Below are 12614 nucleotides of genomic sequence, written 5' to 3' on the forward strand. Positions count from 1 at the left end.
GTCGGGACCCATGACCGGGAAGAGCCGACTGCGGCGCACCATCAGCAAGTGGGCCAGCTCCGACGACTCCTACGCCCGTGACATGCGCGCCACCTACTCCGCCCAGTCCGAGCTGTCGATCGACGAGGCGCCCGACCGTGAGCTCGTCACGCTGCGAGGCACCGTGCGCACGGTGACGGTCCGCCCCCGGGGCGGCGTCCCGGCGCTCGAGGCCGAGCTGTACGACGGCTCGGCCGTGCTCACCATCGTCTGGCTCGGACGCCGCCGCATCGCCGGCATCGACCCCGGCCGGTCGCTGCAGGTGCGCGGCCGCATCGGCGTCCACGACGGCCACCGGATCATCTACAACCCCCGATACGAGCTGATCTGCTCATGAGCGAGCCCGCAGGAACGACCGAGGGGCCCCATCCCGCCGAGCCCGGCAAGCCGGCCGCGACCGTCGAGACGGTCGAGGCGATGGTGCGCCAGCAGATGTCGAAGGCCCTCGGCGGCAAGCGCGGCATGCTGGAGGCCGCCATCCCCGGCCTGCTGTTCACCGCGATCTGGCTGCCGACCAAGGACCTCCGGCTGGCCCTGATCGTCAGCCTGGCCTCGGCCGTGGCCGCTCTCGTGGTCCGGCTCGTGCAGAAGAGCACGTTGCAGTACGTGCTCAACGCCGTGTTCTCGATCGGCATCGGCTACCTGTTCGTGCGCATCGCCCAGGGCAGCGGCGGCTCCGAGGACGACCAGGCGCTCGCGTTCTTCCTGCCGGGCATCCTCTACAGCCTCGGCTACACGATCCTGCTCTTCGGCTCGGTGGCCGCCCGCTGGCCCGTCGTCGGGTTCATGCTCGGCAGCGTCACCGGCGATCCGACGGCCTGGCACGACGACAAGCAGGTGGTGAGGCTCTGCAGCCGCCTCACCCTGCTCCTCGGTGCGCCGGGCGCCGTCGGCGTGCTCCTGCAGGGGCCCGTGTGGATCCTGGGGTGGCAGGACGCCATCGGCACCGGCACGGCCGTCGCGATCATCGCGGGGCTGCGCTACGGGCTCGGCTGGCCGCTGCGCATCGCCTCGTGGTCGGCGATGGTCTGGCTCCTGGCCCGCAACGCCACGCCCATCTCCTCCGACGCCACCGGGCTCGAGTCGGCCGACGACCAGGCATAGCTCTGCGCCTGCGCTGGTCGAGGTGCGGCGAGCTCTGCGAGGAGCCTCGAGACCCCGCCGCGCTATGGGCCTGGGTGTGGGGGGCCGGTGGATCTCGAGGCTCGCTGCGCTCGCACCTCGATCAGCGTGGGCCCTCGACCGGCGTCGTGGGTCAGGGTGACGGGTGCGCCGAGGGCGCCAGCAGCCGCTCGAGCTCGTCCTCGAGCTCGGCCGGGACGACGAACAGCAGCTCGTCGCCGGACTCGACCGGCTGCTCGGCGTCGGGCACGTAGACCTGGCCGTCGCGCAGGATGGAGACCAGCGCGCAGTTCTCCGGCAGCGGGATGAGACCGGTGGGCTTGCCGACGTAGGGGGAGTCGGCCGGCAGCGTCATCTCCACGAGGTTGGCGTTGCCCTGGCGGAACGTGAACAGCCGGACGAGGTCGCCGACCGAGACGGCCTCCTCCACCAGTGCCGACATGATGCGCGGGGTCGAGACGTTGACGTCGACGCCCCAGGCCTCGGTGAACAGCCACTCGTTGTTCGGGTGGTTCACCCGCCCGACGGTGCGCGGGACGCCGAACTCGGTCTTGGCCAGCAGCGAGGTGACCAGGTTGACCTTGTCGTCGCCGGTGGCGGCGATGACGACGTCGCACTTGTCGAGCCGCGCCTCCTCGAGCGAGGAGAGCTCGCAGGAGTCGGCGAGCAGCCACTCGGCGTCGGGGACCCGTTCGGGCTGCACCGAGCGCGGGCTCTTGTCGATCAGCAGCACCTCGTGGCCGTTCTGGATCAGCTCGCGGGCGATGGAGCGCCCCACGGCGCCGGCCCCGGCAATCGCGACTCGCATGTCAGTGCTGCTCCTCGGGCCCGTTCTTGATGACGTCGAAGACCTTGCCGGCGTCGGCCTCGCGCATCACGAGGTGGATGAGGTCGCTCTCCTGGATGACGGTGTCGCGGTCGGGCAGCATGCCCTCGCCGAGCCGGTCGATCCAGGCGATGCGGCCACCGGACTGGGCCTGCAGGTCGATCGTGCGCTGACCCACCCACACCTCCGGCACCGGCACCTGGTCGACCCGGATCGCGCCGCTGGGGTCGCGGAAGTCGGGCTCGGCGCCGGCCGGGAGGATGCGGCGCAGCACCTGGTCGGAGGTCCACTTGACCGTGGCGACCGTGGTGATGCCGAGCCGCTGGTAGACCTCGGCGCGGCCGGGGTCGTAGATGCGGGCGACGACCGACTGGATGCCGAAGGTCTCGCGGGCCACGCGCGCGGCGATGATGTTGGAGTTGTCGCCGCTGGAGACCGCCGCGAACGCGTCGGCGCGCTTGATGCCGGCCTTCTGCAGGACCTGCTGGTCGAAGCCCTGCCCGGTCACCTTGTCGCCGTTGAACGAGGGCCCGAGACGCCGGAAGGCGTCGGGCTCGGAGTCGATGACGGCGACGGTGTGGTTGCGGTCCTCGAGGCTGCGGGCCAGCGTCGAGCCGACGCGGCCGCAGCCCATGATCACGACGTGCACGCGCCCACCGTAGCCGTAAAGCAACCGGACGGTGCCCGCTGCCGTAGCCTTCACGCTCGTGGGTGTCGGTGACGTCTCGAAGCGGATCCTGCTCGGGCGCAAGCTGAGAAGTGCGCAGCTGGGGGAGACCCTGCTGCCGAAGCGCATCGCCCTCCCCGTCTTCGCGAGCGACGCGTTGTCGTCGGTGGCCTACGCCCCCGACGAGGTCTTCATCATGTTGTCGCTGGCGGGCGTGTCGGCCTACGTGTGGTCGTGGAAGATCGCCATCGCCGTCGCGCTCGTCATGGCCGCGGTCATCGCCTCCTACCGCCAGACCGTGCACGCCTACCCGAGCGGCGGCGGCGACTACGAGGTCGCCAGCGTCAACCTGGGCAAGTCGGCCGGCACCACGGTCGCGAGCGCCCTGCTGGTCGACTACGTGCTCACGGTGGCGGTCTCGATCTCGGCCGCCGCGCAGTACGCCGGCGCCGCCGTCCCGGTGCTGCACAACCACGAGGCCACCGTCGGCAGCGCCGCGGTGATCCTGCTGATGGCGATGAACCTGCGCGGCATCCGCGAGTCCGGCTCGTTCTTCGCGGTGCCGACCTACGCGTTCATGGTCGCCATCCTCGGCACCTGCCTCTACGGCTTCCTCCGGCTGGCCGAGGGCAACCTGCCCGACGTCGAGAGCGCCGACCTGCGGATCATCGCCGACCCCAGCTACGAGGGGTCGCTGACGACGTTCGCGCTGCTGTTCCTGCTCGCCCGGGCCTTCTCGTCGGGCTGTGCGGCGCTCACCGGCGTCGAGGCCATCTCCAACGGCGTCCCGGCGTTCGAGCGACCCAAGAGCCGCAACGCCGCCACCACGCTGCTGCTGCTCGGCCTCATCGCGATCTCGATGATGGTGAGCGTCATCGTGCTGGCCAAGCAGATGGGCCTGAAGTACGTCGACCCGGCCGACCTCGACCGGCTGGTGCGGGCCGACGGCACCCCGGTGCCCGCCGACTACGAGCAGAACGCGGTCATCGCGCAGATCGCCAAGGCGGTCTTCTCCGACTTCCCGCCCGGGTTCTACCTGGTCGTCGTGGTCACCGGCATCATCCTGGTGCTGGCCGCCAACACCGCGTTCAACGGCTTCCCGGTGCTCGGCTCGATCCTCGCCAAGGACGGCTTCGCGCCCCGGGCCCTGGGCTCGCGCGGCGACCGCCTCGCCTACAGCAACGGCATCGTCTTCCTGGCGATCATGGCGATCATCCTGATCGTGGCCTTCAACGCCGAGACCACCCGGCTGATCCAGCTCTACATCGTGGGCGTCTTCGTCTCGTTCAACCTCAGCCAGCTCGGCATGATCCGCCACTGGACCCGGGCGCTGTCGACCGAGCGCGACCCCGCCGTCCGCCGACGCATGCAGCGCTCGCGCGTCATCAACACCATCGGCCTGTCGTTCACCGCCGTCGTCCTGGTGATCGTGCTCATCACCAAGTTCCTCGCCGGTGCCTGGATCACGATCTTGGCGATGGGCTTCTTCTACGCGCTGATGACGGCGATCCGCAAGCACTACGACCGGGTGGCCGACGAGCTCGTCGCCGACGAGGGCGACAAGATCCTGCCGACGAAGGTGCACGCCATCGTGCTCGTCTCGAAGGTGCACAAGCCGACGCTGCGCGCGCTCGCGTTCGCGAAGGCGACCCGGCCCAACGTGCTCGAGGCGATCTACGTCGCCACCGACCCCCACGACACCAACGCGCTGGTCGACGCCTGGGAGCGCCGCAACACCGGAGTGCCGCTCAAGCTGCTGCACTCGCCCTACCGCGAGCTGGTCAACCCGATCGTCGCCTACGCCACCGAGATCCGGAAGGCGAACCCGCGCGGCGTCGTCGCGGTCTACATCCCCGAGTACGTCGTCGGTCGCTGGTGGGAGCAGCTGCTGCACAACCAGACCGCGCTGCGGCTCAAGGGGCGCCTGCTGTTCACGCCCGGCGTCATGGTCACCTCGGTGCCCTACCAGCTCTCGTCGTCGCAGATCGCCGTCGAGCGCGAGGAGCGCGGCCCCCGGGTCAAGGCCGGCGACCTGCGCAGCGGCCGGGTCTCCGAGCAGCCCGAGCCCCGCTCGCGCGGCCAGATCAACCGGTGAGCCGGCCCTCCCGCGCCCGTGCGCCCCGGCGGGTCCGCGGCGCCTCCGTCGTCGGACGACGCCTCGAGCTCGACGTCGGCCCGGTCGCGCACGGCGGCTTCTGCGTGGCGCGCCACGAGGGTCGCGCGGTGTTCGTGCGGCACGCGCTGCCGGGCGAACGGGTGGTGGCGACGGTGACCGAGGGCGGTGCCGACGACCGCTTCTGGCGCGCCGACGCCGTCGAGGTGCTCACGGCTTCGCCGCACCGCGTGACGCCGCCCTGCCCCTACGCCGGTCCCGACGCCTGCGGCGGCTGCGACCTCCAGCACGTCGCGGTGCCGCACCAGCGCGAGCTCAAGGCCGCCGTCGTGGCCGAGCAGCTGCGGCGCCTGGCCGGACTCGACGTCGCGGTCGTCGTCGAGCCGGTGCCGGGCGACACCCCTGCCGGCAGTGGCCTGCACTGGCGCACCCGGCAGCGCTACGCCCGCACGCCCGACGGCGGCCGCGCGATGCGCAAGCACCGCTCCCACGACCTCGTGCCGGTCGAGGAGTGTCTGCTCGAGGCGCCCGCCCCGGCCCCGCACTCGCTGCACGGGGTCGAGTTCGAGGTCGCCGCCGACGGGTTCTGGCAGGTGCACCCGGGCGCTCCCGAGGCGCTCGTCGCCGCCGTCCTCGACGGCCTCGCGCCACGGCCGGGGGAGTCGGCCCTCGACCTGTTCGCCGGGGTCGGGCTGTTCGCGCGGTTCCTGGCCGACGCGGGCTGCACGCCCGTCGTCATGGTCGAGGGCGACCGCACGGCGTCCGCCCACTCCGAGCGCAACGTGCCCGGGGCGACGGCCCACGCCGGCGACGTCGCCACCGTGCTGGCCCGGATGCCGGCCGACCCCGTCGACCTCGTCGTCCTCGACCCGCCCCGCGAGGGGGCCAAGCGTCAGGTCGTCGAGGCCGTCGTCGCCCGTCGTCCGCGGGCCGTGGCGCACGTCGCCTGCGACCCCGCCGCGCTGGCCCGCGACGTCGCGCTCTTCGCCGTGCACGGCTACCGCATGACGTCGCTGCGCGCGTTCGACCTGTTCCCGATGACCCACCACCTGGAGTGCGTGGCGATCCTCGCGACGTGACGACGCCCCGCCACCGGGAGCGGTGACGGGGTGTCGGACGAGGTGGTACGAGGTCGTACTGGTAGTTCAGGCGGCCGGCGCGAAGCCCTGCACGGTGGTCGGCGCGTCGGGCGCGACGAGCTCGGGCAGGATCTTCTCGAACCGCTGGGCCAGCTTCAGGCTGGGCAGCACCTTCTGCGGGTTGTTGCTGTAGGCGACCTCCGCGGCGCCCCAGGCCGAGGCGGCCCGGCGCTGGTTGGGCGTGCCGTGATGGCCGGGGCTGGTGAACGAGCAGTCGCCGACGGCGGCGAACGACTTCGCCACCTCGAGCACCTGGGCGGGCTTGATGCCGAGGCCCTTCTTGTGGACGGCGAAGTAGGTGCCGAAGCCGTCGGCCATCAGCTCGGTGCGGCGGGTGGCCTCGGGGGCGTCGAGGTCGCTGTCGAAGAGGTCGTTCTCGTACTGCACGTGGTGGGCGACCTCGTGGGCGAGGACGGCGTCCGGCCCGGTCTTGCCCAGCCCGAGGCTCTTCATCGCGTCGAGGATGCCGTCACCGAAGACGACCTTGTCCTTGAGCTTGCGGATCACCGGGTCGGGGTCGCCCTCGCCGGTGAACGCGAACGCGTTGAGGGTGAACAGCGGGTGCGCGCCGCCGTCGAGGGCGGGGTCGCTCTCGACGATCTCGGCGATGGTGGTGGCGATCTCGACGGCGTCGGCCGGGCCGACGCCGTAGAGGAACTCGAGGGTGCGGGCCGAGCGGTTGAGGTCGGTGATCATCTCGCCGTGCATGCCGAGCAGCTGGACGTCGCTGAGCTTGACGTCCCAGAAGCGCTGGTTGTAGCCGAACGACGTCGTCAGCCGCTCGCGGTAGTCGGCCGCGACGGCGAAGTCGGCGTCCTTCGGGCTGCCGAACAGCAGGGCCTCGTAGGTCGGCACGTCGAGCCCACCGAGCAGCGACAGCAGGAGGACCGAGAACGGGTCGACGTCGGCCAGGATGCCGTCGACATAGCCGTCGAGCGCCGTCGGGCCGCACTCGTAGTCGGTGGGGTCGATGACGGCGGCGCCGTCGCGCCACTGGGCCTCGGCGTGCTCCATCTTGCCGGCGAGGACGTCCTCGACCGGGGAGTGGTCGATGCCGAACCGCTGGCGGGCGGCGTCGCGACGCTGCTCCCAGTTCGCCGGCAGCAGGGACACGACGTGGTCGTAGCGCGCCTGGTTGGCGGCGTCGACCTCGTCGCTGGAGTTGGCCGCGACCGGGGTCTGGGCGGCGACCGGTGCGGGGGCGGCGGTGGCCGCTCCCGACGTCGTGGCCGCGAGGGCCACGACGAGCGCGGCCGAGGGCAGCGCGAGGCGGGTGATCTTCAAGACGGGTTCCCTCCCGAGGAATGAAATCGGGACCGGCAGGTGCGCCGGCCCCGGGGCATCAACCCACGGGGGAGCGTCTGCGGACTAGCGAGGAATCCCTCGCGTGCCGGCCCGACTCAGCGCACGACGTCGAAGACCTGCTTCTGGACGCCGTTGGAGTAGACCTCGTGCTCGACCAGGTGGAGGCGCTGCAGGTCCTTGTCGGTCTCGCTGAAGTAGCGCTTGCCGGCGCCGAGGAGCAGCGGGAAGACGAGCAGGTGGAACCGGTCGACCAGGCCGGCGTCGGTGAGGTTGCGCACGAGGGTGGCGCTGCCGTGGATCGAGATCGGGCCGCCGTCGGTCTCCTTCAGGGCCGCGACGTCGTCGAGCGAGCGGAGGATCGTCGCGGGCCAGCGCGGCTCGAGGTCGGCCTCCTGCAAGGTGGTCGAGACGACGTACTTCGGCATCTCGTTGTACCGCGGGAAGTACTCGAGGTCGGGCCACACAGGGGCGAAGGCCTCGTAGCTGAGGCGGCCGACCAGCATGGCGCCGGCCTCCTCCTGCTCGCGGCCCTTGATCTCGTAGGCGGCGTCGTCGTGCTCGACGGCCTTGAACGTCCAACCGCTGCTGCGGTGACCGGGCTCTCCGCCCGGGGCCTCGACGACGCCGTCGAGCGAGACGAAGGCAGTGGCGATGAGGGTGCGCATGATGGTGTCTCCTGCTGGTGGGTGATGTGGTGCTGTCGTCCTCTCCACGAACGGACCGGCGCCGACACGACACCTCATCGCGGTTTCTTTTGGGAGTCGCCGGACAGGATGGTCGACGTCCCGCTCCCCGTCCCGGAAGGTCACCGATGCCCATCTCCCTCGACAAGGTCGAGTCCACCGCCCCCAGCCTCGTCTCGCTCGCCAAGACCGCGAAGGTCAGCCTCGAGAAGCGCAACCTGTTCGGCACCCGGGCCAAGGTCGCGGTCGTGATGGACTACAGCGGCTCGATGTCGCGTGAGTACAGCTCCGGGCGGGTGCAGAGCCTGACCGAGCGCATCCTCGCCCTCGCCACCCAGCTCGACGACGACGGCGCCATCGACTTCTTCGTCTTCGACTCCACCGCCGCCTACCTCGGCGAGGTGCCGCTCACCAACTTCACCGGCGCCGTCACGCGGCTCACCGAGGGCCGGCGCATGGGCACCACCGACTACGCCGGCGCGTTCCGCGTCGTCCGTGACCACTTCGGCTTCGCCCCGCCCAAGCTCGTGCCGCAGCCCGGCAGCGAGAAGAAGGGCCTGTTCGGCCGCAAGAAGAAGGTCGAGGGCGCCGTCGACGTCGCTCTGCCCGACAACCTGCAGCCGGCGAGCGAGCCGGTCTTCGCCATCTTCCTCACCGACGGCGCCCCGAACTCCAAGCCGCAGGCCGTGCAGGCGCTCATCGAGGTCTCCACCGCCCCGATCTTCTGGAAGTTCCTCTCGATCGGCTCCGAGTCCTTCGAGTTCCTGCAGAAGCTGGACGACCTCGAGGAGCGTGTGATCGACAACGCCGACTACAAGCCGATCGGCTCCATCGACGCGCTCTCCGACGAGCAGCTGATCGACGCCCTGCTCGACGAGTACGGCGAGTACGTCGCCGAGGCGCGGCGCCTCGGCATGGTCGCCGGCTGACCGGTCCCGGACCGATCACGTCACGACCGAGAGCGTGGCCCCGACGCGAGCGCGTCGGGGCCACGCTTCTTCTCGACCGCGTGTATCTTGATGTCAAGAGATTCTTTCCGGCCGGCTTAGGCCCGCCTTACTACCGCGAGACTTCGCGGCGGCGGCAAGATGGTCGGTGGACACACGAGAACCCACGAGGAGACGGCTGATGCCCAGCAAGGACAGCTTCGGCGCGAAGAGCACCCTGGACGTGGACGGCAAGTCCTACGAGATCTTCCGGCTCGACGCCGTCAAGGGCGAAGGCCTCGACGTCGACAGCCTCCCGTTCAGCCTGAAGGTGCTGCTGGAGAACCTCCTGCGCACCGAGGACGGTGCCGACATCACCGCCGACGACATCAGGGCCCTGGCCGGGTGGGACGAGACGGCCGACCCCGACAAGGAGATCCAGTTCACGCCGGCGCGCGTGATCATGCAGGACTTCACCGGCGTCCCGTGCGTCGTCGACCTCGCCACCATGCGCGAGGCCATGGCCGACCTCGGTGGCGACCCCACCAAGATCAACCCGCTCGCGCCCGCCGAGATGGTCATCGACCACTCGGTGATGGCCGACGTCTTCGGCACCCCCGAGGCGTTCGAGCGCAACGTCGAGATCGAGTACGAGCGCAACCGTGAGCGCTACCAGTTCCTGCGCTGGGGCCAGGGCGCCTTCGACGACTTCAAGGTCGTCCCGCCGGGCACCGGCATCGTGCACCAGGTCAACATCGAGCACCTGGCCCGCACCATCTTCACCCGTGAGGTCGACGGCGAGCTGCAGGCCTACCCCGACACCTGCGTCGGCACCGACTCGCACACCACCATGGTCAACGGCATCGGCGTCGTCGGCTGGGGCGTCGGCGGCATCGAGGCCGAGGCCGCGATGCTCGGCCAGCCCGTCTCGATGCTCATCCCGCGCGTGGTCGGCTTCAAGCTCTCCGGCGAGCTGCCCGAGGGCTCGACCGCCACCGACCTCGTGCTCACGATCACCGAGATGGTGCGCAAGCATGGCGTCGTCGGCAAGTTCGTCGAGTTCTACGGCCCCGGCGTCTCCGCGCTGCCGCTGGCCAACCGCGCCACCATCGGCAACATGAGCCCCGAGTTCGGCTCGACCATCGCGGTCTTCCCGATCGACGAGGAGACCACCAAGTACCTCGAGCTCACCGGTCGCTCGGCCGAGCAGCTCGCGCTCGTCGAGGCCTACGCCAAGGCCAACGGCCTGTGGCACGACCCCGACGCCGAGCCGCGCTACTCCGAGAAGCTCGAGCTCGACCTGGCCACCGTCGTCCCGAGCCTCGCCGGCCCCAAGCGCCCGCAGGACCGCGTCGAGCTGTCCAACGCCGCCACCGCGTTCGCCTCCGACGTCACGAACTACACCGACAACGTCGACGCCACGATCCCGGTCACGCTCGACGACGGCACCACGTTCGAGCTCGAGAACGGCGCGGTCACCATCGCCTCGATCACCTCGTGCACCAACACCTCGAACCCCTCGGTGATGATCGGCGCGGCGCTGCTGGCCAAGAAGGCGGTCGAGAAGGGCCTGCAGCGCAAGCCGTGGGTCAAGACCACGCTGGCGCCCGGCTCGCAGGTCGTCTCCGACTACTACGACAAGGCCGGCCTGACGCCCTACCTCGACAAGCTGGGCTTCAACCTCGTCGGCTACGGCTGCGTCACCTGCATCGGCAACTCCGGCCCGCTCATCCCCGAGGTCTCGGCCGCGGTCAACGAGCACGACCTCGCCGTCGTCTCGGTGCTCTCGGGCAACCGCAACTTCGAGGGCCGCATCAGCCCCGACATCAAGATGAACTACCTCGCCTCGCCGCCGCTGGTCGTGGCCTACGCGCTCGCCGGCTCGATGAAGGTCGACCTGTTCGACGACCCGCTGGGCCAGGACGCCGACGGCAACGACGTGTTCATGCGCGACATCTGGCCGACGCCGCAGGAGGTCGAGGAGACCATCGCCGGCGCGATCGACCGCGACATGTTCGACGCCTCCTACGCCGACGTGTTCAAGGGCGACGAGCGCTGGCGCTCGCTGCCGACGCCGGAGGGCAAGACGTTCGAGTGGGACCCCGAGTCCACCTACGTGCGCAAGCCCACCTACTTCGACGGCATGCCCGACACCCCCGACCCGGTCACCGACATCGAGGGCGCGCGGGTGCTGCTCAAGCTGGGCGACTCGGTCACCACCGACCACATCTCGCCCGCCGGTGCGATCAAGAAGGACAGCCCGGCCGGCACCTACCTGGCCGAGCACGGCGTCGAGCAGCGCGACTTCAACTCCTACGGCTCGCGCCGTGGCAACCACGAGGTCATGATCCGCGGCACGTTCGCCAACATCCGCCTGCGCAACCAGATCGCGCCCGGCACCGAGGGCGGCTTCACCCGCGACTTCACCGAGGCCGACGGGCCGGTGACCACCGTGTTCGAGGCCTCCGAGAAGTACGCCGCGGCCGGCACCCCGCTCGTCGTCCTGTCGGGCAAGGAGTACGGCTCCGGCTCCTCGCGCGACTGGGCCGCCAAGGGCACCTCGCTGCTCGGCGTCAAGGCCGTCATCGCCGAGTCCTACGAGCGCATCCACCGCTCCAACCTCATCGGCATGGGCGTCATCCCGCTGCAGTACCCGGCCGGCGAGAACGCCGAGTCGCTCGGCCTGACCGGTGAGGAGACCTTCTCCATCACCGGCATCACCGAGCTCAACGACGGCACCACGCCGCGCACGGTCAAGGTCACGGCCGCCTCCGACGGACAGAGCGTCGAGTTCGACGCCGTCGTGCGCATCGACACCCCCGGCGAGGCGAACTACTACCGCAACGGCGGCATCATGCAGTACGTGCTGCGCAGCCTGCTCGCCAAGGGCTGATCCCGCACCGACCAGGACGCCGGACCCCGCTCGGGTCCGGCGTCCTGTCGTTCTCGGACGTCGCCCGGACGACGCGCCGACGGGCCCCGGTGCCGCCGTAGCCGGCCGGCGGGCACGATCATGGTCGGCGTGACCTGCCGTCCCCACACGTCCGCCCGTCCGTCGCGCCCGCTGCGCGCCGCCGCCCTCGCGACCGTGCTCGCCGTCCTCGCCCTCGGGGTGAGCGCGTGCGGCGACGACGAGCCCGAGGCCGGCCCGAGCGACCCGCCGTCCGAGACCGCGAGCGAGACCCCCTCGGAGACACCCAGCGAGTCGCCCTCCGAGACCGACAGCCCGTCGGAGACCGCACCGACGATGACGATGACGCCGACGCAGGAGCCCACCCAGGAGCCCACGCAGGAGCCCACGCAGGAGCCCACGCAGGAGCCCACCCAGGAGCCCACGCAGGACCCCGAGCCGGTGCCGCCGACGTCCGGCGTGCCGCAGACGTACGACGAGGCGACGGCGCGCTTCGACGCCACGGGGCAGGAGCCGCAGGACCTGATGCGCTTCCGGACCAAGAACGGCACCTACTGCCTGCTCGACTCCGACTTCGCGATCGGCTGCGAGCTGCGCGGCGGCGGCGTGCGCGACGAGGCGTACTGCGGCGACGGCCCGAGCCAGGTCGTGGGCCGCATCCTGTTCCCCGACGACGGCAGCGGGCCGACCCCGGAGTGCAACAGCGACACCATCCGTGAGCCCGGCGCGCCGCTGCTCTCCGACGGCCTGGTCGCGCGGTCGTCGGCCACCGGCATCATGTGCCTGGTCGAGCAGGCCGGGGTGACGTGCGTCGACCAGGCCACCGAGCGCGGGTTCTTCCTCGGCAAGCGCGCCTACACCTCCTTCATCGCTGGGTGAGGCC

Annotated in this window: 11 protein-coding genes; 7 read left to right on the plus strand and 4 right to left on the minus strand. The window is 70.8% G+C overall.

Going from position 1 to position 12614, the window contains the following annotated elements; genetic code table 11:
- Positions 1-10: 10 nt before the first annotated feature.
- Together ABFT23_RS09175 and ABFT23_RS09180 are read left to right on the plus strand one after the other, a co-directional pair.
- On the plus strand, positions 11-376 hold the full coding sequence (locus ABFT23_RS09175) for an OB-fold nucleic acid binding domain-containing protein (protein ID WP_457623201.1): 366 nt from the start codon (positions 11-13) through the stop codon (positions 374-376).
- On the plus strand, positions 373-1143 hold the full coding sequence (locus tag ABFT23_RS09180) for a DUF3159 domain-containing protein (RefSeq protein WP_347894434.1): 771 nt from the start codon (positions 373-375) through the stop codon (positions 1141-1143). The genes ABFT23_RS09175 and ABFT23_RS09180 overlap by 4 nt, the downstream gene beginning before the upstream one ends.
- A 151-nt stretch (positions 1144-1294) precedes the next feature.
- Here ABFT23_RS09180 and ABFT23_RS09185 read toward each other — a convergent pair whose 3' ends face one another.
- Positions 1295-1969, minus strand: a complete 675-nt coding sequence (locus ABFT23_RS09185; protein ID WP_347894436.1) for a potassium channel family protein — start codon at positions 1967-1969, stop codon at positions 1295-1297.
- Between the two features lies 1 nt (position 1970).
- Positions 1971-2621 (minus strand): potassium channel family protein, encoded by a 651-nt coding sequence (locus ABFT23_RS09190; protein WP_457623300.1) that lies wholly within the window; start codon positions 2619-2621, stop codon positions 1971-1973.
- A gap of 73 nt (positions 2622-2694) precedes the next feature.
- Between ABFT23_RS09190 and ABFT23_RS09195 the strand changes: the two genes are divergently transcribed.
- Complete coding sequence (locus ABFT23_RS09195) at positions 2695-4749, plus strand: APC family permease (protein ID WP_347895070.1); 2055 nt, start codon at positions 2695-2697, stop codon at positions 4747-4749.
- Entirely contained in the window at positions 4746-5846 is a 1101-nt protein-coding gene (locus ABFT23_RS09200) for a class I SAM-dependent RNA methyltransferase (RefSeq protein WP_347894439.1), read from the plus strand. The genes ABFT23_RS09195 and ABFT23_RS09200 overlap by 4 nt, the downstream gene beginning before the upstream one ends.
- Before the next feature lie 66 nt (positions 5847-5912).
- Here ABFT23_RS09200 and ABFT23_RS09205 read toward each other — a convergent pair whose 3' ends face one another.
- Positions 5913-7190 carry a neutral zinc metallopeptidase gene (locus tag ABFT23_RS09205; protein WP_347894441.1) on the minus strand — a complete coding sequence of 426 codons (1278 nt, stop codon included), beginning with the start codon at positions 7188-7190 and terminating at the stop codon, positions 5913-5915.
- A 116-nt stretch (positions 7191-7306) separates the two neighbouring features.
- Positions 7307-7876: a dihydrofolate reductase family protein gene (locus ABFT23_RS09210; RefSeq protein WP_347894443.1), complete on the minus strand. Its 570-nt coding sequence runs from the start codon at positions 7874-7876 to the stop codon at positions 7307-7309.
- Positions 7877-8022: 146 nt separating this feature from the next.
- Between ABFT23_RS09210 and ABFT23_RS09215 the strand changes: the two genes are divergently transcribed.
- From ABFT23_RS09215 to ABFT23_RS09225, 3 genes are all read left to right on the plus strand, one after another.
- On the plus strand, positions 8023-8823 hold the full coding sequence (locus ABFT23_RS09215; RefSeq protein ID WP_347894445.1) for a VWA domain-containing protein: 801 nt from the start codon (positions 8023-8025) through the stop codon (positions 8821-8823).
- A 199-nt stretch (positions 8824-9022) separates the two neighbouring features.
- Positions 9023-11713, plus strand: a complete 2691-nt coding sequence (gene acnA, locus ABFT23_RS09220; RefSeq protein ID WP_347894447.1) for an aconitate hydratase AcnA — start codon at positions 9023-9025, stop codon at positions 11711-11713.
- Between the two features lie 129 nt (positions 11714-11842).
- Positions 11843-12610 carry a hypothetical protein gene (locus tag ABFT23_RS09225; RefSeq protein ID WP_347894448.1) on the plus strand — a complete coding sequence of 256 codons (768 nt, stop codon included), beginning with the start codon at positions 11843-11845 and terminating at the stop codon, positions 12608-12610.
- Positions 12611-12614: the final 4 nt, after the last annotated feature.

It is taken from the genome of Nocardioides secundeburneus, assembly GCF_039939255.1.
Taxonomy (GTDB): domain Bacteria; phylum Actinomycetota; class Actinomycetes; order Propionibacteriales; family Nocardioidaceae; genus Nocardioides.

Excerpts from the sequence above, each read along its gene's own strand:
- ABFT23_RS09175 (WP_457623201.1), top strand. The coding sequence starts at position 11 with ATGACCGGGAAGAGCCGACTGCGGCGCACCATCAGCAAGTGGGCCAGC.
- ABFT23_RS09180 (WP_347894434.1), top strand. The coding sequence starts at position 373 with ATGAGCGAGCCCGCAGGAACGACCGAGGGGCCCCATCCCGCCGAGCCC.
- ABFT23_RS09185 (WP_347894436.1), bottom strand. The coding sequence starts at position 1,969 with ATGCGAGTCGCGATTGCCGGGGCCGGCGCCGTGGGGCGCTCCATCGCC.
- ABFT23_RS09190 (WP_457623300.1), bottom strand. The coding sequence starts at position 2,621 with ATGGGCTGCGGCCGCGTCGGCTCGACGCTGGCCCGCAGCCTCGAGGAC.
- ABFT23_RS09210 (WP_347894443.1), bottom strand. The coding sequence starts at position 7,876 with ATGCGCACCCTCATCGCCACTGCCTTCGTCTCGCTCGACGGCGTCGTC.
- ABFT23_RS09215 (WP_347894445.1), top strand. The coding sequence starts at position 8,023 with ATGCCCATCTCCCTCGACAAGGTCGAGTCCACCGCCCCCAGCCTCGTC.
- acnA (WP_347894447.1), top strand. The coding sequence starts at position 9,023 with ATGCCCAGCAAGGACAGCTTCGGCGCGAAGAGCACCCTGGACGTGGAC.